Consider the following 23010-nt stretch of genomic DNA (forward strand, 5'->3'; position numbering starts at 1 on the left):
CTCACCACCCGGCATCCTTCGCGATGTCGCGAAAGGAACAATCATGAACAAGCTCCTCAAGGGTTCCATCGCCGGTGCTGCCGGTGTCGTCCTCCTCCTCGGCGGCGCGGGCACCCTCGCCTACTGGAACAGTGAAGTCGACTTCACTGGCGCTTCGATTGCCTCGGGTACGCTCGAGATCACCGAGTCTGGTGCCGCGACGCTCACCGACCAGAACGGTGACGCGATCTCGCTCATTGTTCCTGGCGATGTGGTCAACGTTACCCAGCTCGTCGACATCGACGCCTCCGGCGACAACCTGCGCGCCGAGCTCACCATCGACGCTGACGCACTCACTGGCGATCTGGCCGACAACGTCGAGCTTGATGTCAAAGCATTCGCTGGCGCAACCGAAATCGCCGACCTCACCGACCTCAACGTGACCGAGCTCCAGAGCATCACGAGCGTCGTTGTCGAGGTTACCTTCGACTCGGCGACCACCGACCTCGTCGCGCAGGACGAGACACTCGCCCTTGGCGATGTCATCGTCGTGCTCACGCAGCTCGCACCGTAATGCCCCCGCTGTGGCGGGTGCGGCTTGCGCGCCCGCCACAGCGTCCCATACCTGAAGCAACCACGAAACCAGAGCCGGGAGGTGAACCTGATGAACACAGTCGATACGACAGAACACCGCAGGGTTCCCCTCGCGCGCCACTTCCTCACCGCGAGCAGTGCCATCCTCGGAGTCACACTCGCCGGTATCGCCGCGTTCACCGGCACCTATGCACTCTGGGTCGATGAGACGCCGCTCAACTCTGCTCCCATCGATTCCGGGAGCCTTACCCTTCTCGTCAATGACTCATCCAGCGTGACCTTGAGCGCGAGCGAATTCACCGGCATGCTGCCGGGGGACCGCCGCACCCGAACGGTGACGCTCCACAGCGACGGCACAGTTCCGACTGCGATCACCGCGCAGACCACGATGGCGAACGCCGACTACGAGGTTCGCGTCGCCGAAGGCGCATGCACCGGCGCGGCCCTCGGTGGCGCTACCACGACCACTGCTGCTCAGCCGGTAGGGGAATGGGCCGCTGGAGAAGCCGCACCTGCTTGCGTCGAGGTGCACCTTCTCCCCGCCGCCGGAACTGGTAGCGAGGGCGCTTCCGCCAGCTTCACCATCACCTTTACCGCGACCCAGATCGTCGGATGATGTCGCTTTCACGCATTCTTGCATTCGGTCGAGGAGGGCACAGTTCCCTCATTCACGCCACGGCGCTGTTCTGGGTAATGGCCCTCATCATCGCCTCATCCGCCGGCGTCACTTTCGCTCTCTGGACCTCTCAGGCGACGGCGACCTCGTCGGCAAGCGGTGCCGAGCTCGAGCTCACCACGGATTTCGGCGGCGCCTCGGCGACCTTCGCCAACCATCAGACTTCGGTCACCGGGTCGTTCTCACTCACAAACGCCACGCAGACGACCAGCACGACTCCCGCGAGCTACAGCGCCAGCATCACGGCGACAGGTTCAGCGGCGCTCATGAACGCCCTCACCGTGACCATCTGGCCTCAGTCGACAGCAGCGCCGTGCACCGCGGCCGCAACCCCAGCCAATGTCGTCGCGTTGAACACGTGGGCCGCGGCTCCCTTCGTCATCACCCGAAATGACTTTGTCGCAGGCACCACGCACACGTATTGCCTGCGGATGAACGGTGGCGAGCGCAGCACGCTCGCATCGACCGGCGGCACCCTCACCATCAACCCGAGTATCACCGCGTCGATGTCGATCGGTTCGTGGAACGATGGCGCCACGGGAACAGCAGAGCAGAAGACGGCATTCATCTTTCCTGCAGCGAACCCGACCGAACGAGTCTGGTACCAGTTGGTGAACGGGGCGAACACCTGCGCAGTCTCGAGCGGTGCGAATAACAACGCACTCTCGACTGCCACGTGCAACTCGTCCTCCAACAATCAGCAGTTTAAGTTCGAAGCCGCCTCGGGTGGGTACCAGAAGGTGACCCCGCGCACCGGCGCCGGCGTGCGCCTTGATGCCACCGGCTCCACGGTCAACGTGCAGAACGTCAACAGCGCTCGACCCAGCCAGAACTGGCAGGTGCAGCTCAAATCTGGCAGCGGCACGACCGCCGTCTACCAGATCGTCAACAACAGCACCGGCTTCTGCATGAACGTCTCGGGCACCACCGTGTCCCAGTCAGCCTGCAACGGACTGCCGGCGCAAGCGTTCACGCTCGCCGTTCGTGGCGTTGATGTTGCGCTGTCGCTCAGCTGCGCGAGCAACGCCGGCACCGTGACCTACCAATGGACCGGAGCCGCACTGGGTTCATACGTGTTTGCCGTTCGGAACGGTACGGCAGGCGCCTGGACCGACATCACGACCGTGACGACAGGTCAGTCTGTGAGCCTCACCGCGGCGCAGTTGGCTTCCTACACGGCGAACGGACAGAACAGCATCCGCGCGACCTGGATGGGCTTCTCGATCGGCACGGACGACGCGTATAAGTATGCTGTCGGCGGGAGTCCGGCCTTCGCCTGTGATCCGGTGACCCTCAGCACTGCCACGTGCGTCCAGAGCCCACCGAACTCGATCGTTATCGGCTGGGGACACGATGTTCCGGCCGGCCTCACCTACGGGATCGAACTCGTGGCCGGCTCGGGCGGCACCGGCACCAGCAACCTCGTGACGGCGAACCCTGGCACCAGCACGGTCACGCTCACTGCATCCAACTGGGCTGACGGTATACGCACCATCCGTGTTACGTCGTCGGCTGGCGGCACCCCGGTGAACATCGAGATCCTCAAGACCGGCGGAACTGGGAACAACGCAACCGAGCGACTTTGGTGCATCGTGTCTCCGACGAGTCCAGTGACGGCGACCTGTAACCCGACGGGCAACGCCACTCGGGCGACCAACGTCACGCTCCGTTGGCCCACCGGAACTCCCACGGGCACTCAGGTCATGATTGAGTTCGCCGACGGAACAGAGATCTTGCGGACGGTCTCCATCTCGGGGACCGACAGCCTGATCACGGTTCCGGCAAGTGAGCTGCCCTTGGGCACTTCGACAGCGCGGATCATACTTTTCGGTGAGGATGGCGCCATTGATCTCGGCAGCAAGACGTTCGACACCACGCGCAGCTTCAATTGGTTCACGTGGACCTACACGTCGAGGTGCTCGTGATGCATCGGCTGCTCGCCGTGCTCGTCAGCTCAGTTGTGATCGCCGTGCTGCCAGCGTTATCGTCCGCTGCCGCCGAGGGTGACCTGCAGATCAGTGAAGACGGCGTGAACTACGCCGAGAGCATCAGCGGAGCAGTCTTCACCGACATCGCCCTCATGGTTCCCGGCGAGGGCCAGAATGCCAGCCTGTTCCTCCGCAACACGGGCGATGCTCCTGGCTTTCTCCGGGTCGTGCTCGCAGACGTGCAGTACACCGACCTCGACTTCGCAAATGCACTCACCGTGCAGGCATCCGTACTCCAGAACGGTGGTGTGGCAACCCCGGTAAGCCTCGCGGATCCCTGCTGGGTGCTCAACGAGGGCGAGGTGCTCGCAGTCGGCGCAAGCGCGCAGATCGATCTCACGGTCGCGCTCGGAAACCTCGAAGGCACGCTCGGCCAGGGCGCAACGGTCACGGGAAGGATCACCGTGAGCCTCACCGATATGACGCCGGGCACACTGTCGCCGAGCGATTGCGGTGTGCCGGCCGTCGCCGCCCCGCTTGTGCCCACCGGCACCGGGAGCTTTCCGAACACGACCATCACTGACCCCTCGGGAACATCGGGTGGTCTCGTCCCGGCACCCGGTGTCGACCTCCCCGTGCTCAACGAACCCCTCTTCTCCTCGTTGGACCCCAATACGTGGCGTCTCCTTGAGGAGTGGCTCGTGCTGATACTCTTCGCATCTCTCCTTCTCGGCGCCGCATGGTTCGCCATCGTTTCACGGCGACGGCGCAAGAAGGACCCACAATTCATGAACTCTGTGGAGGCCACGCAATGAGCGAAAGACGAGCGAGCCGCGCAGCCGACGACAAGGCATCCCGCGGCATCTTCTATTACCTCGGCGTTGGGCTCAGCGGTGGCCTGCTTGCGTTCGTACTGCTCGTGGCGGCCCTCGTCATCGTCGTCCCCGCTGCGACGGGATCGACGCCCATGACGGTGCTCACGAGCTCCATGGAACCGACCTACCCTCCCGGCACACTCGTGATCGTCCAGCCGGTCGAACCACAGGATGTTCGAATCGGTGACGCCATCACGTACCAGATCGAATCGGGCAAAGACGCAGTCGTCACCCATCGCGTGATCTCGATCACTAACTCAAGCGACGGCGGCCTCGCCTGGACGACGCAGGGCGACAACAACGATGCACCTGACTCCGCGGCGGTCATCCCGGACCAGCTGCGGGGCAAAGTCTGGTATTCGATTCCGTGGATCGGGTATCTCAATAATCTCGTCAATGGTGATGCGCGCGGCTGGATAGTCCCGGCGATCGCCATCGGACTCTTCCTGTACGCGGGATACATGATCGCCAGCGGGATTGCGGGGGCCGCGCGCAAGCGCAAAGCCGATGCATCCCATTCGGGTGGCGAGTCCGCCTAGTCAGCGGACACCCGTCGGTGGTGGCGGCACAAGACCCACGGTTCGAGGTCTCCGGGGGGCGATCTCGAGCGTCTGCTGCCACCACCGATACCTGGTTGTGAACCGCGCGGCCCACGGTTTCGATACGGCGCTGGCGCGCCTACTCAACCGGCGGGCGGGGCGCTGGCGCGCCTCCTCAACCGGCAGAGTGCGTTCAGCCGGCGACGAAGAGTTGCATTGAGGTTGGCCCCATGCGGATGACGTCCCCCGGCCGGTGCACATCGGGTTCAGTGATGTCGAGGGCCGAGTTCCACAGGAGCGTGTAACTTTCGACTCCCGGATGCGACGGCAGCGTCACAAGCTCATCCGCTTCGCGCCCCTGCACCACGAGCAGGATGCGGTTGAACTCCTCGTGCTCGGGCGTCGATGCTGCGAGGTACTGTGACACACGCTGCGCTGGGGAGTCCCAGTCCTCGATCGACATGCTCTCGCCGGCCGCGTTGTACCAGTCCATTTGGCTGGCCGACGGTGTCGTCTCGCCGAAGCGGCCGAAATGGACTGGCCGCAGGGCGGGATTCTCGCGGCGCAACCGCAGCAGCCGCTTCGAGATCTCGAAGAGATCGCGCTGCCAGTCTTCGTGCTCCCACGGCAACCAACTCAGCTCGTCATCATGGCAGTAGGCGTTGTTGTTGCCGCGTTGCGATCGCCCGAATTCGTCGCCAGCGGTGATCATGGGCACTCCGGCCGAAAGCAGGAGGGTGCCGAGCAGGTTGCGCATGGCCTTGCGTCGCGCCGTCGTGATGGCGAGATCGTCGCTCGGCCCCTCGAAGCCGTGATTGAACGAGTGATTGTTGTCGGTGCCGTCGCGATTGAATTCGCCGTTGCCGAGATTGTGTTTGTGGTTGTAGGCCGTGAGGTCGGCCATCGTGAAGCCGTCGTGTGCCGTGATGAAGTTGACGCTGGCAAGTGGCCCGCGGTCGTGGCTGAAGACGTGGGCCGAACCGGCAAAGCGGCGTGTCATGCTGCCGATGCCTTGGCTTGCGACGCCGTGGTGGCGCTCGGCGGCGATGTCGCTCAACCAGAAGTCGCGCATCCGGTCACGGTAGCCGTCGTTCCATTCGACCCACCCCGCCGGAAACTGCCCCGTCTGCCACCCACCAGCACCGACATCCCACGGCTCGGCGATCATCTTGACGCCCTGCAGCTGCGGGTCTTCGATGATCGCCGTGAGCAGCGGATGCTCGGGGTCAAACTCGTGGCCGGCATCGCGCCCCAGCGTTGCCGCAAGATCGAAGCGGAAGCCATCGACCTGCACCTCGTTCGCCCAGTAGCGCAGCGAATCGAGAATCAGACGTTGCACCGCCGGCACCGAGGTGTTGATCGAGTTGCCGCACCCGGTGACATCGATGTAGTTGCCGTTCGCCTCCTGGCGGTAGTACGAGGCGTCGTCGATGCCGCGAAAACTTGAGGTGGGCCCGCCGGGGCCCTCCTCCGAGGTGTGGTTGTAGACGACATCGAGAATGACCTCGAGCCCCGCCTCGTGTAGGTGCTTCACCATGCCTTTGAATTCGCGCAGCACGGCGGCGGTGCCCCCGGCCTGCGCGGCGGCCGAGGCGTACTCCGTGTGCGGGGTGAAGAAGTTCAGGGTGTTGTAGCCCCAGTAGTTGCTGAAGCCAAGCTTGGTGAGGCGTTCTTCGCTCACCGACTGGTGCACGGGGAGCAGCTGGATCGTGGTGACACCGAGTTCTTTCAGCTGGGCAATCGCCACCTCATTCGCGAGGCCCGCATATGTGCCGCGGAACTCCTCCGGCACATGCGGGTTGAGCTTGGAGATGCCCTTCGCGTGCGCCTCATAGATGACGGTGTGGTCAAGTGGCACTGCCGGTTTCTCAACACCGCCCCAGTCGAAGTCGTCGTCTTGCACATAGGAGCGCCACTGGCCAGTCGGGCTGCGCACGAGCCCGCGGGCGTAGGGGTCGAGCAGGTCGCGTCGGGCGTCGAACCTCGCGCCGTCGCCTCGTGCGCGGATCGAATAGCGCGCGCCGCGTTCGAGGAGGGCGTGTCGCACGCTCCACACATCGTGCGCATCACGCTTCATGGGTGCGATTGCAACGACCCGATCGGCGTCATCTCGGTCGAAGATGCACGCCTCCATGGCGCTCGCGTTCGCCGACCACACCCGCAGTTCACCGCCGTCGGCGGTCACCCTGACACCGAGGTCACGCAGGGGATCGACTGAGGCCATCGTCCTAGAGTAATGACAGCGCAAGTCGGGCTTGTTACGCCCGCCACCCCAATAGCGGTTACGAGGACACAATGCCGGTCTATTTCGACCATGCGGCCACGACCCCCATGCTGCCGAGCGTGCGCGAGGCCGTGGTCAGCGCACTCGACCTCGTCGGCAATCCGTCGTCAATCCATGCCCACGGCCAAAACGCCAGGCGGATGCTCGAAGAAGCGCGCGAGCACGTCGCCGCGTCGCTCGACTGCGACCCCATCGAGATCGTGTTCACGTCGGGCGGCACCGAGGCGGTCAACCTCGGCGTCAAGGGACTCTTTTGGGCGCGCAACCACGGCACCACGCGGCCGCGCATCCTCGTTCCACGTGGCGAGCATCACGCCACGATCGACACGGTCGAGTGGCTCGCGGCCCATGAGGGCGCGGTCATCGAGTGGCTCCCGCTCGACGGCGGCGGGCGCATCGAGGTCGACGCGGTCGCGGCGGCGCTCGCCGCCCACGACGACATCGCCCTGCTCACCTTCTTGTGGGCGAACAACGAGGTCGGCACCATCCAGCCTGTCGAGCGCCTCGTCGCGCTCGCCGCCGAGCACGGGGTGCCCGTCCACATCGATGCTGTGGCGGCGTATGGCCATGTCCCGGTGTCGCTGCGAGCCTCGGGCGCTGCCGCCATCAGCGTCTCCGCCCACAAGATCGGCGGGCCGCTCGGCATCGGCGCCCTCGCGCTCGCCCGTTCCGCAACCGTCGAACCGCTGCTCCACGGGGGAGGGCAGCAGCGCAACGTGCGCTCGGGCACGCAGGATGTGCCGGCCGCCATCGGGTTCGGGGTTGCGGCGCAACATCCGTCTGCCTCGCTCCTCGCGTTGCGCGAGTGGCTTATCGATGGCGTGCTCGCGATCGAGGGTGCTGTGCTCCGCGGCGACCGCGTCGACCGGCTCCCGAGCAACGCACACTTCACGTTCGCCGGGTGTCAGGGCGATTCGCTGCTGCTGATGCTCGATTTCGCCGGCATCTCGGCGAGCACGGGGTCAGCGTGTCAGGCGGGGATTCCGGAGCCTTCGCATGTCCTCCTTGCGATGGGGCTCGATGAAGCGGATGCTCGGAGTGCACTCCGATTCACGCTCGGCCACGGTTCGACCGAAGCGGATGTCGATGCCGTGCTGGCCGCGCTTCCGGGCGCGGTGGAGCGGGCCAGGCGGGCCGGATCAAGCGCCCGGCCGGTCTAGGGGGCCCAGCTCGACGACGCCCAGCTCACGATTTTGTGGGGCCGTAGAACGAGGTGATCTCGGCGAGTTCCATCTCTGCGGTCGCCTGCACGAGTGCGAGCAGGTCGGCGTCGAGCCCAGGGGAGAACTCTTCAAATCGCTCCGGTGCGATGACTGATGGCACGCCCTCAGGCGCCTGCTCGTCCATCACGAGTTGGGTGCCGTCGCCAGAGGGTGAGGCGCCCTGGAAGATCTTGCCCGCCTCCGACTGGCCCGCGAGATCGAAGGTGTACTGCTTGCTCTGGAGCCCCAGGTCGAGCAGCTTCTTCACCTCGGGGAACGATTCGGCGTTCGTCTTGGGGATCGGCAGCGATGCCGACCAGTTGACGCCGAGGGTCTCGAGGGCTTTCGCATACGCGTTCTCGTGTGCCTGGTCGCGCACGATGAGGTACGCGACGGTCGACCGGGCGGTCTTGTTGTCGGTCATCTCGTAGATGCGGCACTTCTGTAGCCGACCGGTGGATTCGAGCATGAGGTTGTACAGCAGGTCGAGCACGAGGTTGCCCGAGTTGTAGACCCAGCTGCCGTTCCACGGATTGCCGGCGGCATCGACCGGGAGGGCGCCCTGGGCTCCGACGAGGAAGTGGTGGATGTTGCCCTCGCTCAGCGCGATGTTGAGCGGAATCGCGCCGCCGGCTCCCGGCGCATCGACGGGGTCGGTCTTCTTGCCGTTGTACCTGGGCGAGCCGTCGAGCAGCCGCGAGATGGTGGTGCCGATGAGTTCGACATGCCCGATCTCCTCCGTGCCGATGCCCTGCAGAAGGTCGCGATATGGCTTGCCGTCTGGACCCCTGAAGTTCATGGCCTGGAAGAGGTACTGCATCATGGTCCGCATCTCACCGAACTGCCCGCCGAGCCCCTCCTGCAGGGCCTTCGCGGCAGCCGGGTCCGGCTCGTCTGGCACGATCTCGTTGATGAGGTTCTGAACGTGAAAGAACATTGTCGACTCCTTTGGCTCGAATGGTGCTGCGACGGTAAGTCCGCACGGCTTGGAACTCTCGGGATTTGCCTCGAATGCCAGCAAACTCGGAGCCTCACGCTCCACACTCCTCTCCGCCGCCCAGCAGGCCGCGCGTACACTGTTTTGGTGAAGGTTTTGGCAGCGATGAGCGGCGGGGTTGACTCCGCTGTTGCCGCTGCGCGCGCCGTCGATGCCGGGCATGAGGTTGTCGGGGTGCATCTTGCGCTGAGCCGCATGCCGGGCACCCTCCGCACCGGCAGCCGCGGTTGCTGCACGATCGAGGATTCGATGGACGCGCAGCGCGCGGCCAACATCATGGGCATCCCCTATTACGTCTGGGACTTCTCGGAGCGGTTCAAGGCGGATGTCGTCGACGATTTCATTGCCGAGTACGAGGCCGGCCGCACACCAAACCCGTGCATGCGGTGCAACGAGAAGATCAAGTTCGCGGCCCTGCTCGAGAAGGCGATAGATCTCGGTTTCGACGCCGTCGTCACCGGTCACTATGCGAGCATCCGCACGGATGCCGATGGCAACCGCGAGCTGCACCGTGCGGCCGACTGGGCAAAAGACCAGTCGTATGTGCTCGGCGTGCTCACCGCCGAACAGCTCGACCGCTGTCTCTTTCCTCTCGCCGACACCCCGTCGAAGGCGGAGGTGCGCGCCGAGGCCGCAGAGCGCGGGTTCAGTGTCGCGAGCAAGCCGGACAGTCATGACATCTGCTTCATCCCCGATGGCGACACCCGCGGATGGCTCGCCGACCGTCTCGGCGCAGAGCAGGGCATCATTCTCGATCGCGAGGGCAACCGTGTCGGCCGCCATGAGGGTGCTGCCGCGTTCACGATCGGCCAGCGCAAGGGATTGAACCTCGGCGTGCCGAGCGTCGATGGGCGTCCGCGGTACGTGCTCGATATCCGGCCAAAAGACAACACTGTCGTCGTCGGGCCCCGTGAAGCACTCGACCTGGTCGAGATCGCCGGCTCGCGGTTCAGTTGGGCCGGCGTCGCACCCGCTGATCCCGCGACGCCGTTCACCTGCCACGTGCAGGTTCGAGCGCACTCCGACCCGATGCCTGCTGTCGCGTGGGTCTCGGCGGGTGAACTCGTCATCCGGCCGGAGGAACCCCTCAACGGTGTCTCGACCGGACAGACGGCGGTCATTTATGTCGGCACCCGGGTGCTGGGACAGTGCACGATTGACCGCACCGTGAGTGCAGTCCCCGTCGAGTCCGGTGTCGGCGGCCATACGTACACTTGACGCGTGGCAGAGTCCGTAACCCCTCCAGCGCTCGAGGCGGCAAAGGCCGAGGCTGATTCGCTCACCGCGCGCATCCTCGAACTGCGTGACGCCTATTACGAGCGCGACACCGTGCTCGTCGCCGATGCGGAGTACGACGCGATGCTGCGCCAGCTCGAAGAGCTCGAGCGGCTCTTTCCCGAATTGCAGGGGCAAGACAGCCCAACGCAGACGGTCGGGGGCCGCGCCCAAACACTGTTCGACCCGGTCGAGCATGCCGAGCGCATGCTGAGCCTCGACAACGTCTTCTCGCTCGAAGAGTTCGCGGCGTGGGCGGCGAGGGTCGAGCGCGACGCTCATCGTCGCATCGACTATCTCTGTGAGCTCAAGATCGATGGTCTCGCGATCAACCTCCGCTATGAGCACGGCGTGCTTACGACGGCGGCGACCCGAGGAGACGGGCGCACTGGCGAGGATGTCACCGAGAACGTGAGGCTGGTGAAGTCGATTCCGCAGCGGCTCGCCGGCACGGGGCATCCGCCGCTCGTCGAGGTGCGCGGCGAGGTGTTCATTCCCGTCGAAGCGTTCAAGGTGCTCAATGCAGAACAAGCCGAGGCGGGCGAGCGGGTCTTCGCAAATCCCCGCAACGCTGCGGCGGGTTCGCTCCGGCAGAAGGCCGAGGGCAAGTCCGCCGAGAAGCTCGCGCAGATGCATCGGCGACTCTCGACACTCCGGATGCTCGTCCACGGCATCGGCGCCTGGCCAGACCCGCCGGTGGCTGCGCAGTCTGAGGTGTACGAGTTGCTCGCAGGCTGGGGACTCCCCACCAGCATGCACTACAAGGTCATCGCCGACGCTGCCGAGGTCGAGCAGTTCATCGAGCACTACGGGGAGCACCGCGGCAGTGTCGAGCATGAGATCGACGGCATCGTGATCAAGGTTGATGAGCTCGCACTCCACGATGAGTTGGGGGCAACCAGCCGCGCACCGCGCTGGGCGATCGCCTACAAGTACCCGCCAGAGCAGGTGAATACGAAGCTTCTCGACATCGTCGTGAGCGTCGGCCGCACTGGTCGTGCCACTCCCTTTGCCGTGATGGAGAAGGTGCGGGTGGCTGGCAGCGAGGTGCGGCAGGCGACGCTGCACAATCAAGATGTCGTGAAGCTCAAGGGGGTGCTCATCGGCGACACGGTTGTGCTCCGCAAGGCCGGCGATGTCATTCCCGAGGTGCTTGGGCCCGTCGTCGAGCTGCGCGACGGGAGCGAACGCGAGTTCGTGATGCCGAGCGACTGCCCCGAGTGTGGCACGCCACTGAAGCCGGCAAAGGAGGGTGACATCGACCTCCGGTGCCCCAACGCTCGGGCATGTCCTGCCCAGGTGCGGGGCCGCGTCGAACACATCGGCAGTCGTGGGGCCCTCGATATTGAGGGGCTCGGCGAGGTGAGTGCTGCTGCGATCACCCAGCCGCTCTATCCCGAGCGTCCGCCGCTCGAGACCGAAGCCGAATTGTTCGAGCTCACGGTCGAAAAACTCTTCCCCATCCGCGTGCAGGTGCGCGACGCCGAGACGGGGATGATCAAACTCGACGATCAGGGCGAGGCGAAGGTTGTGACGCCGTTCCAGCGGCGACGGCGGCTCACGGGGCGCGATGCCGATCCGGTTTTCGACCCCGCGGCATCCGACTCTGCGGCATCCGACTCCCAAGTGCCCGCGTTCGCTGGTGACGCCGAGAATGTGCCGTCGAAGGCGGCGCTGGAGCTGATCGAGAACCTGCAGCTCGCAAAAGAGAAGCCGCTATGGCGCATTCTCGTGAGTCTCAACATTCGCCACGTCGGGCCGGTCGCCGCTCGTGCACTCGCCGAGTATTTCGGGTCGCTGCAGGCAATCCGCGATGCGTCGCGCGACGATCTCGCTGCCGTCGATGGGGTCGGCGACATCATCATCGACTCGCTCATCGAATGGTTCACGATCGACTGGCACGTGGACATCGTCGAGCGATGGGCGGCGGCCGGCGTGCAGTTCACCACGCCAGACCATCCTGGCCCCGGTGCTGCCGCTGCTGCGGGCGGCCCACTCGCGGGGCTCACCGTCGTCGCCACCGGCAGTCTCGAGGGGTTCACGCGCGAGGGTGCGCAGGAGGCGATCATCGCGGCGGGCGGCAAAGCGGCATCGAGTGTCTCCAAGAAGACCGATTTTGTTGCGGCAGGGCCGGGCGCGGGGTCGAAACTTGCGAAGGCCGAAGAGCTTGGCCTTCGCATCCTCGACGCGGCCCAGTTTGCCGTCCTCGTGCGCGAAGGCCCCGGGGCGTTGGACGACTCGTCGCCCGACAAGACCTGAGACACTGCCCAGATACTGCCGTGCCGGCCGAGTCGCGACATAGACTCAGACACGAATTGCTCGATCAACGGTCGGAAAGGTCTCCGTGCTGCCTCGACTCGTGGCACTGGTCGCGGCGTCGGCACTCCTCGTCGGATTGTTCGCCACACTCGCCGCGAGCATTGGCGCGCCATCCGACGGAGACGAAACCGATCTCATCACGGCTGACATTGCCACCAACACACTCCCGACCCTGTCCCATACCCCAGGTGCGACCTCGGACGAGCTCGCAGCGTTCACGGGGCTCGACCTGCTGCAAGAACTCGGCAGCGCCGACGCCGCCACACTCGCACGCTTCGCTGCAGCACACCCCGATGTGATCGACGACCTCCTCGCTGACCAGCCCCCAGCCGCCGTCGTGACCTCCTGGTGGGAGGGTGTCGACCCCGAACAGCGCGAGGTCATGGTTGCAGCGATTCCAAACTTGATCGGAAACCTTGACGGTCTTCCGTTCGCGGTGCGCGATGAGGCGAATCGCGAGTATCTGGCGAACCTGATCGATGCACTCGAAGCAGAACTCGAGAGCACGACGGGTCGCACAGCGCGTGAGGCCGCCACGACCCAGCTTGCAATGCTCACCGAAGTAAGCCTCGCACTCGTCGAGTCAGGGGAGGGCGAGTCCCGATCACTCATCGCCGTCGATGACACGTGGCCGGGCAAGGCGGTCGTCGCGCTTGGCGACCTCGACACGGCCGACTATGTGAGCTACCTCGTGCCCGGCATGTTCTTCACCGTGCAGGGGCAAATTGTTGACTGGACCGAAATCGCACTCGACATCCACCGCGACAAGACCGCGCTGGTCTCGGACGGCCTCACGGGTGACGACTCCGAGAGCGTGGCGACGGTTGCGTGGATGGGGTACGAGACCCCGAACCTGTTCACGGTCGGCGCGCTTGACCAGGCAGAAGAGGGCGCGGCGCAGCTCGAGACGACGGTGGCAGGGCTGCACTCGGCGCGCGGCGACGATCAGCCGCACATCGCGCTCATTACCCACTCCTACGGTTCGACCGCCGCATCCATTGCCCTGACGCGCGGCGGCCTCGACATCGACGCGCTCGCGATCGCCGGGTCGCCCGGTGTGAGCGGGGACAACGTCGAGGAGCTCGGGCTGAGCAGCGACGCCGTGTTCGTCGCCGAGGCATCGTGGGATCCGGTGGTCGACAGCGGCATCCACGGCGCCGACCCCGGCGGTGAGAGTTTCGGTGCCGTGATCATGGGGGTTGCTGGCGGGCACGACAGTGTGACCGGCGGGGAGCTCACCGCGTCGACCGGGCACCTCGGCTACTTCGAACGGAACTCCGATTCGATGCGCAATTTCGCGCTCATCGGCCTCGGTCTCGGTGAGCTGGTCTCGAGGAGTGACGGGCGGCACCTGCTCGCCGACGGCCGGTAGAATTGGCTGATCGCCGTGTGTACGGCACGACGCCGTTCACCTGGCGCGACCCCGCCCAGCCACTTTGGAGCCGCATGTCCCAGCACTCTACCGGGCGCCCAGCGCCGCACGAGCAGATCACGCCGGAGCAGGTTTCGCACCTCGCCACTCTGGCGCGCATCGCCCTCACGCCGCACGAGATCGAGAAGCTCACGGGTGAGCTCGGTGCCATCGTCGACTCGATTGCGAAGGTGTCGGAGATCGCAACGCCGGATGTGCCAGCGACCTCGCACCCGATCCCGCTGTCAAACGTGTTCCGCGATGACACGGTCGGCGAGACCCTCACGACCGAGCAGGCCCTCGCCGGCGCCCCAGAACACGACGGCTCGCGCTTCGCCGTCTCCGCAATCCTTGGAGAAGAGCAGTGACCGATCTGACACGGCTATCCGCTGCCGCCCTGAGCGACATGCTCGCCGCCCGCGAGATCTCGAGCGTTGAGGTGACGCAGGCCCACCTCGACCGCATCGCGGCGGTTGACGGCGACATCCACGCCTTCCTCCACGTTTCGGATGCTGCGCTCGACACGGCTGCGGCGATCGATGCGCGCCGTGCCGAGGGTGCAACGCTTTCACCTCTCGCTGGGGTGCCGATCGCCATCAAGGACGTGCTGTGCACGCTCGACATGCCATCGACGGCGGGGTCGAAGATTCTTGAGGGGTGGATTCCTCCCTACGATGCGACGGTCGTGCGCAAGCTGCGCGAGGCCGGCATGGTGCCGCTCGGCAAGACCAACATGGACGAGTTCGCGATGGGGTCGTCGACCGAGCACTCCGCGTACGGCCCGACCCGTAATCCGTGGGATCTCGACCGGATCCCCGGTGGTTCCGGTGGGGGCTCGGCGGCCGCGGTCGCCGCGTTTGAGGCGCCGCTTGCGCTCGGCAGTGACACTGGCGGCTCGATCCGTCAGCCCGCTGCCGTGACGGGTTCGGTTGGCGTCAAGCCGACCTACGGCGGGGTCTCGCGCTATGGCGCGATTGCCCTTGCGTCGTCGCTCGATCAGGTCGGCCCAGTGTCGCGCACGGTGCTTGACGCGGCCATGCTCCACGATGTCATCGCCGGTCACGATCCGCGCGATTCGACCTCACTCACCGATGCGTGGCCGAGCTTCACCGAGGCGGCCCGCAGTGGCGCTGCCTCCCGTTCGCTGCAGGGCGTGCGGGTCGGCGTCGTGAAGCAGCTCGACCAGCCGGGGTTCCAGCCCGGCGTGCACACGCTTTTCCAGCAGGCACTCGACACGATGGCGGCGGCTGGTGCTGAGATCGTCGAGGTGTCGGCACCGAGCTTCGAATACGCCATCGCGGCGTACTATCTGATCCTCCCGGCTGAGGCGTCGAGCAACCTTGCGAAGTTCGACTCCGTGCGCTTTGGCATGCGCGCGAAGCTCCCTGGTGGCGGCACGGTCGAGGAGGTCATGGCCGCGACCCGCGAGGCCGGCTTCGGCGACGAGGTGAAGCGCCGCATCATCCTCGGCACCTACGCTCTCAGCGCCGGATACTACGACGCCTACTACGGCAGTGCGCAGAAGGTGCGCACCCTCATCCAGCGCGACTTCGACGCGGCGTTCGCACAGGCCGATGTGCTCGTCTCGCCCGCAGCGCCGACGACCGCGTTCAAGCTGGGCGAGAAGCTTGATGACCCGCTCGCGATGTACCTCAACGACGTCACCACGATTCCGGCGAACCTCGCCGGCGTGCCCGGCATGAGCCTGCCGATGGGGCTCGCGGCCGAAGACGGGCTGCCGGCCGGCCTGCAGATCATGGCGCCGGCGCGCGAAGACGCGAGGCTCTATACGGTGGGTGCCGCACTTGAGGTGCTCCTCGAACGGCAGTGGGGGCATCCGCTCATCAGCAGGGCACCGAACCTCGCGTTCGGTGAAGACTTCGCAGCGCAGAAGGGTGCCGTCTGATGGCCAAGGCAGAACTGATGGATTTCGATAAAGCGCTCGAGATGTTTGAGCCGGTGCTCGGCTTCGAGGTGCACGTCGAGCTGAACACCAATACGAAGATGTTTTCGGATGCACCGAACCCGGCTGCGGCCGACGGCGGCACGGGTGAGCCGAACACCATGATTACGCCGGTGTGCCTCGGGCTGCCGGGCTCGCTGCCGGTCGTGAACGAGAAGGCGGTGCAGTATTCGATCAGCCTTGGGCTCGCGCTCGGCTGCCAGATCGCCCCGTCGTCGCGGTTCGCGCGCAAGAACTACTTCTACCCCGACCTGGCGAAGAACTACCAGATCAGCCAATACGACGAGCCGATCGCCTTCGAGGGTTCGGTCGAGGTTGAACTCGCCGACGGCACCCTCTTTGAGGTGCCCATCGAGCGGGCGCACATGGAGGAAGATGCCGGCAAGCTCACGCACGTCGGCGGCTCGACCGGTCGCATCCAGGGCGCCGAGTATTCGCTCGTCGACTACAACCGTGCCGGCGTGCCGCTCGTCGAGATCGTCACGAAGACGATCTTCGGTGCCGAGCACCGCTCACCCGAGCTCGCGAAGGCATATGTCGCGACCATTCGGGACATCGTCATCGGCCTCGGCATTTCGGAGGCCCGCATGGAACGCGGCAACCTCCGCTGTGATGCGAACATCTCGTTGCGCCCCCGCGTCGCCCCCGGCGAGGAGCCGGCACCGCTCGGCACCCGCACCGAGACGAAGAACGTCAACAGCCTGCGCAGTGTTGAGCGCGCCATCCGCTACGAGATCCAGCGGCAGGCTGCGATTCTCGCGAAGGGCGGCACGATCACGCAGGAGACGCGTCACTGGCATGAAGACACCGGTGTGACTTCGGCCGGCCGGCCCAAGAGTGACGCCGATGACTATCGCTATTTTCCTGAGCCAGACCTGCTGCCGGTCGAGCCTTCGCATGAGCTCATCGAGTCGCTCCGTGCCGCGCTGCCTGAGGCCCCCGCGATCCGTCGCCGTCGGCTGAAGGAGGCGTGGGGCTTCACCGATCTGGAGTTCCAGGATGTCGTGAACTCCGGCCTGCTCAGTGAGGTCGAGGCCACGACCGCGGCGGGTGCGTCGGCCCAGTCCGCCCGCAAGTGGTGGACCGGTGAGATCGCCAGGGTCGCGAACGAGCAGGGCGTCGATGCCGCCACGCTCGTGTCGCCGGCGCACGTCTCCGAACTCGTCGCCATGGTTGACGACGGTGAGCTCACCGACCGGCTCGCGCGCCAGGTCCTCGAAGGTGTCATCGCCGGCGAGGGCTCCCCGCAGGAGGTCACAAAGGCCCGCGGCCTTGCCGTTGTCTCCGACGATGGTGCGCTCATCGCCGCGATCGATGAAGCGCTCGCGTCACAGCCTGACGTGCTCGCCAAAATTCGCGACGGCAAAGTGCAGGCCGCCGGCGCGGTCATCGGCGCCGTCATGAAGGCCATGAAGGGCCAGGCGGATGCCGCGCGCGTGCGTGAACTTGTTTTGGAGCGTGCCGCGCAGCACTAGGGTGTGCCCGCTCAGCTCGAGGCGAGAAACTCCACGGCTGCGCGCCTGAACGCACCCGAGGTGGGCGCGGTGAAGTGGTTGCGTGCGGGGATCTCGAGGAATGTGGCATCCGGCGCCGACTCGGCGAGGGCACGGGACTGCTCGAGGATCGGATCGTCGGAGCCCGTGGCAAGCAGGAGCGGCTGCTGCGGCACCTCGGTTGTCTCGGCCTGAGGGCCACCGCGGAGCCCCTCGATGAGCGCAACGAGGGCTTCGAGGTCGTTGCCGGGGAGCATCGATGCCATCCGCATGAAGGTCGCGGTGAGCGGCTCGTCGATGGGGCGGCCGACTCGAATGAAGTCTCGGGCGGCGGTGAGATCGAACCGGGTGAGCGGGTCGCCGGCGGGCAGCCCGCCGAAGACGCCGCGACGGATGCGGTGGGGGAGGGCCGTCGCTGCGCGCCATCCGACGCGGGCACCAAGGGAGTATCCGAGCACCGTCACCGTGTCGAGCCGGTAGGCGTCGATCACGGCGAGGAGGTCGTTGGCCAGGCCGTCGATTGTGTAGGCGGCGGGGTCGTGAGGGGCGTCGCTTGCGCCGTGGCCGCGCTGGTCGATCAGGATAAGGCGGTGGCCGGCCCTGGTGAGATCGCGCACCCATCCCGTTGACTTCCAGTTCGCCTCCGCGGTCGAGGCGAAGCCGTGGAGGGCGACGACGGGGTCAGCCCCAGGATCGCCGTGGTCGACGGTGGCGAGGCGGATGCCATCGGGCGCGACGACGAAGCGAGGTTCGGGAGTGTCGGCCACGGCGGTTCAGCGTGCGACTTCGGCGGTCTTCGCCGAGCGCGCGGCGGCCCGGCGAGAGTCGAGCCGCAGTTCTAGTTCGTTCACGACGAGCGCGGCGAGATCTCGGAGCGTCGCGAGGTCGTCTTCGCTGACCTGCCTCGGTTCGGTGTCGATGACGCAGAGGGTGCCGAGGTTGTAGCCATCGCTCGTTGTGAGCGGAACGCCCGCGTAAAACTGCAGGCCGAATTCGCCGGCGACGAGCGGGTTCGCGAGTGTGCGCGGGTCGAGCCGTGCGTTCTCGATGACCCACGGTTCGCCGCCGAGGATCGCCGAGGCGCAAAGCCCGGGCTCCCTGCCGATCTCCTCGATGTCGAGACCATGGTGCGACTTGAACCAGATTCGATCGTGATCGACGATGCTCACAATCGAGATGGGCACCTTGAAGGCCCGCGCCGCCATGGCCGTGATGCGATCGAAGGCCCCGTCTTGCGGGGTGTCGAGGATGCCATATCGCTTGACGGCCTCCATGCGGTCTGACTCGTGCTCAGAGCGGTGCCGGTCACTCGAAGCGGGGTGACGCACGTATGCGTGCACGATGATGTCGCGGAGCAGCAGCACGACTTCGCGAAAGCTTGGCCGATCGCCCGGTGCGCGGGCGGTCATCGCGGCGAGCAGGGTGCGCCATTCGGTGGGAAGGCTGTCGGGAATCTCCGGGTCGCGCATGAGTCGCGCAACGGCGGAGGGAATCGACTCTCCGGGAAACGCCCGCTCGCCGGTGAGACTCTCGAGCAGCACGAGGCCGAGCGCGTAGACGTCGCTCGCGGGGGTGACCGGCTCGCCGCTCGCCTGCTCAGGGCTGAGATAGGGGGCGGTGCCGGTGGTCTGCCCTGGGGTGAGCATCTCTTTTTGCCCATCGCGTTTGGCGATGCCGAAGTCGATGAGCTTGGCACGGATGCGGGTGTCTGTCCGGCCGTACGTGACGAGCAGGATGTTGCCGGGCTTCACATCGCGGTGCACGACGCCCCGGTCGGCAAGATAGTTGAGCCCCTCAGCGATGTCGTATCCCACGAGGGCGGCCTGGTGCGATGTGAGCGGTCTGCGGAGGAGGCGCTGGTGCAGACTCTCGCCGTCGACCAGCTCCATGACGAGAAAGATGGTGGGCGTTTCAGGCTGCGGCAGGTACACCCCGGCGTCGAGCACAGTGACGAGCGACGGATGGTTGAGCCCCGCCACCGTGCGGATCTCCGCCTCCTGCAGCTCCGCATCGGACTGCGAGACTGCTGTCGAGCGGTACACCTTGATGGCGACCTCGCGGCCGAGAAGTTCGTCGCGCGCCTGAAAGACGGATGCCATGCCGCCGGCACCAATGACGGGGCCGAGGCGGTATCTGCCGCCGAGGAGCAGGGCGGAATCTCGGGCGGATTGCTCGCTCATGGTTGCAGAGTAACCCCGGAAGGTGCGGAGTTGACGCGCCGATACGCTCTTGTGATATTTCAGCGCCGTCGGGCGCGGCGCTCGATCTCGACGGTCGCGATTGCTCCGATGCCGGCAATGGTGAAGCAGGCGAGTCCGATCCACGCTGATACCAGTGACGGGTCGCGCACGACGATGCCGGCGAAGAGCATCGCGATCACGATCGATACCGAGGCGATGCTCCACGCTGCGAAGGTTTTGGCGTGTGGTCTGCGCTTGGGGGTCGAGGTCATCTGACTATTCTCGCGGGAATAGGTTCGCTCGCACATTCGTTAGTGATCCATGTAAACGCATATAGATTTGTGAAAGGCGACACCATGGCTTCGACCATCGAGCTCGGACTCGACACCTTCGGCGATGTGACAGCGGATGCCGAGGGCCGGGTGCTGACGCACGCCCAGAGCATCCGGAATCTCGTTGAGCAGGCTGTGCTTGCCGACGAGGTCGGTGTCGACTTCATCGGTGTCGGTGAACACCACCGTGAAGACTTTGCTGTCTCTGCCCCCGAGGTGGTGCTCGCTGGCATCGCCACCCGAACTTCGCGCATCCGCCTCGGTTCGGCCGTCACCGTCTTAAGCTCTGACGACCCGGTACGGGTCTTCGAGCGCTTCAGCACGGTCGACGCGCTTTCGCACGGGCGGGCCGAGGTCATCATCGGCCGCGGCTCGTTCACCGAGTCGTTCCCGCTCTTCGGCTTCGAGATGAGCGACTACGAGCAGCTCTTCGAAGAGAAGATCGAGCTCTTCGCAGAGCTCATCAAGAACGAGCCCGTCACCTGGAACGGCACCCTTCGCTCGGGGCTCGCCGAGCAGTCAGTGTTTCCCAAGCTCGAAACCGGCACCCTCAAGACCTGGGTTGGTGTTGGCGGGAGCCCGGAATCGGTAGTGCGGGCCGCACACTTCGGTCTGCCCCTCATGCTCGCGATCATCGGCGGCGACCCCCTGCGCTTCGCCCCCTACTCAGATCTGTACAAGCGTGCACTCGCCCAGTTTGGCCGCGACGAACTGCCGATCGGGGCGCACTCACCCGGCCACGTTGCCGCGAGCGACGAGCAGGCGATCGAAGAGCTGTACGAGCCCTTCAAAGCCAACCGCGATGCCATCGGACGCGAGCGCGGGTGGCCGCCGATGACCCGGGCTGAGTACGACCAGGAAATTGCGAGTGGTGCCCTCCACGTCGGCTCGCCCGAGACGGTCGCCGCAAAGATTGTGCGCACGGTGCAGGGTCTTGGGCTCTCGCGCTTCGACCTCAAATATGCGAACGGCACCATGCCGCACGAGCAGCTCATGGCGTCGATTGAGCTGTACGGCCGCGAGGTCATCCCGCTCGTGAGAGAGCAGCTCGCTACCCAACCGGCAATGCTCAGTGGCTCCGACGCATCGCCCTGATGCCGACCCACAGCCCGAGGGCGGCGAGCAGAATGGCCGACACGAAACCCCACAGCACGCTCGGTGACGCGACGTCCCCGGAGAAGAGCGCGCGCTCGGCAACGACGACGTAGTTGATGGGGTTCACGGCGGCGATCGCGCGCATCCACGCTGGTCCGTTCTCGAGCGGCATGAGCATGCCCGAGAGGATCATGAGCGGGAAGATGACGGACTGCTGCACCGCCCAGAACATCCAGTCCTTGTTGCGGCTCGCGAGGGCGAGCGCATAGCTCAGTGCGCCGAAGCCCATCCCGAAGATGGCGATGAGCACGAGCCCGATCACCATGCCAAGCGGGTCGATCGAGAAGCCGAACGGGATAGTGGCGAGGGCGATGGCGGCCGCCTGCACCATGATCGGCACCATCTCCTTGAGGGCGCGCCCGATGAGCAGCGCAGGCCTCGAGATCGGTGCAACGAGGGTGCGCTCGTGCGAGCCAGTCTGCATTTCGAAGAGCAGGTTCGATCCGGTCGCCGCCGTGCCGAAAAGGGCGATCATGACAAGGATGCCCGGCACGAACCAGCGCAGGGTGTCGCTCGCCGGCTCGCCAGAGTTGCCAATAAGGAGCGGCCCGAAGAGCCCGAGGAACACGAGCGGTTGCAGCAGGCTGAAGATGAGCGAGAACGGGTCGCGGATAACCGGTCGCAGCTCGCGCACGAGCACGTTCCAGGAGTCGCGCACCACATTCGGCTGCACGGGGGTGGGGGCGTCGCTCGGGTGGACGACGGTGCTCGGTGGGGGCGTTGTGGCGGTCATGCGGTCACCTTCGTTTCGGTCGTTGAGTCGTTCGTGCTGTCGGCACCGGCGGGGTCGGAAGCCTCACCCTCGCTCGCATCGCCGCCGTCGCGAAGGCTCCGCCCCGTGAGGGCGAGGAACACATCGTCGAGGGTGGGCTGGCGCAGCGCGGCGGAGGTTGCGGGCGCCGCAGAAGCGTCGAGCTCCCGCAGCAGGCGCGGCAGCAGCTCGGCGCCGTTGTCGACGGTGAGTTCGATCGAGAGCTCGTGCGGCCCGGCGTCGACCCTGGTGGAGTGCCGGTCTGCGACGGGGCGGGCGGCTGTGACATCCGCGGCGCTTGCGAAACCGAGGGTCACGACATCGCCGGCAAGGGTAGCCTTGAGGCGGGGCGCGGTGTCGTCGGCGATCATGCGGCCGTGGTCCATCACCATGACCCGTTCCGCGAAGCGGTCGGCCTCGTCGAGGTAGTGGGTCGTGACAAAGATCGTCGTGCCGTGGCTGCGGCGCAGCTCGAGAATGTGTTGCCACAGGTTCTCCCGGCTCTGCGGGTCGAGGCCCGTCGATGGCTCGTCGAGAAAGAGCAGCTCGGGGGAGTGCAGCAGGCCGAGTGCGATGTCGAGTCGTCGCTTCTGCCCGCCGCTGAGCGCCATAACGCCGCGTTTGGCGAGCGGTGCGAGGTCGAGTGATTCGAGCAGTTCGTCGGCTCGACGCGCGGTCTCGGTGCGGCCCATTCCGTAGAACGCCCCCTGGCTGATCAGCTCGTCGCGCACGCGCTGATTGTGGCCAGCGCTGTTGCCCTGACCGATGTACCCGATGCGGCTGCGCACGCCGGCCTGATCGGTGCGGATGTCGCAGCCGACGACACGTGCCGTGCCAGAGGTTGGGGGCAGCAGGGTTGTGAGCATTCTGAGGCTCGTGGATTTGCCGGCGCCGTTTGGGCCGAGAAAGGCGACGAGTTCGCCGCGCTCGACATCGAGGTCGAGGTTGGTGACGGCGTCGACGCGGGAACGTTTGACGGTGAACTGCTTGGTGAGTCCCCGTGTGGTGATGATGGTGTCGGTGGTCATGGCAGCGAAGGTACGCGGCAATGCGGTCA

The 23010-nt window shown here is 65.8% G+C and carries 20 protein-coding genes; 13 read left to right on the forward strand and 7 right to left on the reverse strand.

Features of this window, described 5'->3' with window-relative positions; all coding sequences use genetic code 11:
• The first annotated feature begins 43 nt into the window (after positions 1 to 43).
• The 5 genes from ACY48M_RS02155 (at position 44) to ACY48M_RS02175 (ending at position 4591) form a co-directional block, all read left to right on the forward strand.
• Positions 44 to 553 (forward strand): alternate-type signal peptide domain-containing protein, encoded by a 510-nt coding sequence (locus ACY48M_RS02155; protein WP_462818597.1) that lies wholly within the window; start codon positions 44 to 46, stop codon positions 551 to 553.
• Positions 554 to 643: 90 nt separating this feature from the next.
• On the forward strand, positions 644 to 1189 hold the full coding sequence (locus ACY48M_RS02160; protein ID WP_462818598.1) for a hypothetical protein: 546 nt from the start codon (positions 644 to 646) through the stop codon (positions 1187 to 1189).
• A complete protein-coding gene (locus ACY48M_RS02165; protein WP_462818599.1) occupies positions 1189 to 3174 on the forward strand; it encodes an RICIN domain-containing protein in 1986 nt (661 codons plus the stop codon). Before ACY48M_RS02160 ends, ACY48M_RS02165 begins: the two co-directional genes overlap by 1 nt.
• Positions 3147 to 3992, forward strand: coding sequence for a hypothetical protein (locus ACY48M_RS02170; RefSeq protein ID WP_462818600.1), 846 nt, complete (start codon positions 3147 to 3149; stop codon positions 3990 to 3992). Before ACY48M_RS02165 ends, ACY48M_RS02170 begins: the two co-directional genes overlap by 28 nt.
• The gene (locus ACY48M_RS02175) at positions 3989 to 4591 is read left to right on the forward strand and encodes a signal peptidase I (protein ID WP_462818601.1); all 603 of its coding nucleotides are present in this window, start codon (positions 3989 to 3991) and stop codon (positions 4589 to 4591) included. Before ACY48M_RS02170 ends, ACY48M_RS02175 begins: the two co-directional genes overlap by 4 nt.
• 193 nt (positions 4592 to 4784) lie before the next feature.
• On the opposite strand, the gene glgX is transcribed toward ACY48M_RS02175, so the two are convergent.
• Positions 4785 to 6815, reverse strand: a complete 2031-nt coding sequence (glgX, locus tag ACY48M_RS02180; protein ID WP_462818602.1) for a glycogen debranching protein GlgX — start codon at positions 6813 to 6815, stop codon at positions 4785 to 4787.
• A 71-nt stretch (positions 6816 to 6886) separates the two neighbouring features.
• Here glgX and ACY48M_RS02185 point away from each other — a divergent pair, with 71 nt between their 5' ends.
• Positions 6887 to 8035, forward strand: a complete 1149-nt coding sequence (locus ACY48M_RS02185) for a cysteine desulfurase family protein (protein ID WP_462818603.1) — start codon at positions 6887 to 6889, stop codon at positions 8033 to 8035.
• Positions 8036 to 8060: 25 nt separating this feature from the next.
• Here the strand turns inward: ACY48M_RS02185 and ACY48M_RS02190 are convergent, their stop codons facing one another.
• The gene (locus tag ACY48M_RS02190; protein ID WP_462818604.1) at positions 8061 to 9014 is read right to left on the reverse strand and encodes a manganese catalase family protein; all 954 of its coding nucleotides are present in this window, start codon (positions 9012 to 9014) and stop codon (positions 8061 to 8063) included.
• A gap of 147 nt (positions 9015 to 9161) precedes the next feature.
• On the opposite strand from ACY48M_RS02190, the gene mnmA reads away from it, so the two are divergent.
• From mnmA to gatB, 6 genes are all read left to right on the forward strand, one after another.
• Positions 9162 to 10292 (forward strand): tRNA 2-thiouridine(34) synthase MnmA, encoded by a 1131-nt coding sequence (gene mnmA / locus ACY48M_RS02195; protein ID WP_462818605.1) that lies wholly within the window; start codon positions 9162 to 9164, stop codon positions 10290 to 10292.
• A 3-nt stretch (positions 10293 to 10295) separates the two neighbouring features.
• On the forward strand, positions 10296 to 12608 hold the full coding sequence (ligA, locus tag ACY48M_RS02200) for an NAD-dependent DNA ligase LigA (RefSeq protein ID WP_462818606.1): 2313 nt from the start codon (positions 10296 to 10298) through the stop codon (positions 12606 to 12608).
• An 85-nt stretch (positions 12609 to 12693) separates the two neighbouring features.
• Positions 12694 to 14040, forward strand: coding sequence for an alpha/beta hydrolase (locus ACY48M_RS02205; protein WP_462818607.1), 1347 nt, complete (start codon positions 12694 to 12696; stop codon positions 14038 to 14040).
• A gap of 74 nt (positions 14041 to 14114) precedes the next feature.
• Positions 14115 to 14447: an Asp-tRNA(Asn)/Glu-tRNA(Gln) amidotransferase subunit GatC gene (gatC, locus tag ACY48M_RS02210; RefSeq protein ID WP_462818608.1), complete on the forward strand. Its 333-nt coding sequence runs from the start codon at positions 14115 to 14117 to the stop codon at positions 14445 to 14447.
• A complete protein-coding gene (gatA, locus tag ACY48M_RS02215; RefSeq protein WP_462818609.1) occupies positions 14444 to 15985 on the forward strand; it encodes an Asp-tRNA(Asn)/Glu-tRNA(Gln) amidotransferase subunit GatA in 1542 nt (513 codons plus the stop codon). Before gatC ends, gatA begins: the two co-directional genes overlap by 4 nt.
• Entirely contained in the window at positions 15985 to 17517 is a 1533-nt protein-coding gene (gene gatB, locus ACY48M_RS02220; RefSeq protein WP_462818610.1) for an Asp-tRNA(Asn)/Glu-tRNA(Gln) amidotransferase subunit GatB, read from the forward strand. The genes gatA and gatB overlap by 1 nt, the downstream gene beginning before the upstream one ends.
• 11 nt (positions 17518 to 17528) lie before the next feature.
• On the opposite strand, the gene ACY48M_RS02225 is transcribed toward gatB, so the two are convergent.
• Genes ACY48M_RS02225 through ACY48M_RS02235 form a run of 3 tightly spaced genes read right to left on the reverse strand, consistent with a single transcriptional unit; the run spans position 17529 to position 19987 of the window.
• Positions 17529 to 18302, reverse strand: a complete 774-nt coding sequence (locus tag ACY48M_RS02225; RefSeq protein WP_462818611.1) for an alpha/beta fold hydrolase — start codon at positions 18300 to 18302, stop codon at positions 17529 to 17531.
• Between the two features lie 6 nt (positions 18303 to 18308).
• Positions 18309 to 19715: a protein kinase domain-containing protein gene (locus ACY48M_RS02230; RefSeq protein WP_462818612.1), complete on the reverse strand. Its 1407-nt coding sequence runs from the start codon at positions 19713 to 19715 to the stop codon at positions 18309 to 18311.
• A gap of 59 nt (positions 19716 to 19774) precedes the next feature.
• Positions 19775 to 19987 carry a hypothetical protein gene (locus tag ACY48M_RS02235; protein ID WP_462818613.1) on the reverse strand — a complete coding sequence of 71 codons (213 nt, stop codon included), beginning with the start codon at positions 19985 to 19987 and terminating at the stop codon, positions 19775 to 19777.
• 84 nt (positions 19988 to 20071) lie between these two features.
• On the opposite strand from ACY48M_RS02235, the gene ACY48M_RS02240 reads away from it, so the two are divergent.
• Complete coding sequence (locus ACY48M_RS02240; RefSeq protein WP_462818614.1) at positions 20072 to 21142, forward strand: LLM class flavin-dependent oxidoreductase; 1071 nt, start codon at positions 20072 to 20074, stop codon at positions 21140 to 21142.
• On the opposite strand, the gene ACY48M_RS02245 is transcribed toward ACY48M_RS02240, so the two are convergent.
• Positions 21117 to 21935, reverse strand: a complete 819-nt coding sequence (locus ACY48M_RS02245; RefSeq protein WP_462818615.1) for an ABC transporter permease — start codon at positions 21933 to 21935, stop codon at positions 21117 to 21119. The two genes, ACY48M_RS02240 and ACY48M_RS02245, sit on opposite strands and share 26 nt — an antisense overlap.
• Positions 21932 to 22981 (reverse strand): ABC transporter ATP-binding protein, encoded by a 1050-nt coding sequence (locus tag ACY48M_RS02250; protein ID WP_462818616.1) that lies wholly within the window; start codon positions 22979 to 22981, stop codon positions 21932 to 21934. The genes ACY48M_RS02245 and ACY48M_RS02250 overlap by 4 nt, the downstream gene beginning before the upstream one ends.
• Positions 22982 to 23010: the final 29 nt, after the last annotated feature.

The sequence above is a fragment of the Homoserinimonas flava genome (genome assembly GCF_054969005.1).

Excerpts from the sequence above, each read along its gene's own strand:
- ACY48M_RS02155 (WP_462818597.1), top strand. The coding sequence starts at position 44 with ATGAACAAGCTCCTCAAGGGTTCCATCGCCGGTGCTGCCGGTGTCGTC.
- ACY48M_RS02160 (WP_462818598.1), top strand. The coding sequence starts at position 644 with ATGAACACAGTCGATACGACAGAACACCGCAGGGTTCCCCTCGCGCGC.
- ACY48M_RS02165 (WP_462818599.1), top strand. The coding sequence starts at position 1,189 with ATGTCGCTTTCACGCATTCTTGCATTCGGTCGAGGAGGGCACAGTTCC.
- ACY48M_RS02175 (WP_462818601.1), top strand. The coding sequence starts at position 3,989 with ATGAGCGAAAGACGAGCGAGCCGCGCAGCCGACGACAAGGCATCCCGC.
- glgX (WP_462818602.1), bottom strand. The coding sequence starts at position 6,815 with ATGGCCTCAGTCGATCCCCTGCGTGACCTCGGTGTCAGGGTGACCGCC.
- ACY48M_RS02185 (WP_462818603.1), top strand. The coding sequence starts at position 6,887 with ATGCCGGTCTATTTCGACCATGCGGCCACGACCCCCATGCTGCCGAGC.
- ACY48M_RS02190 (WP_462818604.1), bottom strand. The coding sequence starts at position 9,014 with ATGTTCTTTCACGTTCAGAACCTCATCAACGAGATCGTGCCAGACGAG.
- gatC (WP_462818608.1), top strand. The coding sequence starts at position 14,115 with ATGTCCCAGCACTCTACCGGGCGCCCAGCGCCGCACGAGCAGATCACG.
- gatB (WP_462818610.1), top strand. The coding sequence starts at position 15,985 with ATGGCCAAGGCAGAACTGATGGATTTCGATAAAGCGCTCGAGATGTTT.
- ACY48M_RS02230 (WP_462818612.1), bottom strand. The coding sequence starts at position 19,715 with ATGAGCGAGCAATCCGCCCGAGATTCCGCCCTGCTCCTCGGCGGCAGA.
- ACY48M_RS02235 (WP_462818613.1), bottom strand. The coding sequence starts at position 19,987 with ATGACCTCGACCCCCAAGCGCAGACCACACGCCAAAACCTTCGCAGCG.
- ACY48M_RS02240 (WP_462818614.1), top strand. The coding sequence starts at position 20,072 with ATGGCTTCGACCATCGAGCTCGGACTCGACACCTTCGGCGATGTGACA.
- ACY48M_RS02245 (WP_462818615.1), bottom strand. The coding sequence starts at position 21,935 with ATGACCGCCACAACGCCCCCACCGAGCACCGTCGTCCACCCGAGCGAC.
- ACY48M_RS02250 (WP_462818616.1), bottom strand. The coding sequence starts at position 22,981 with ATGACCACCGACACCATCATCACCACACGGGGACTCACCAAGCAGTTC.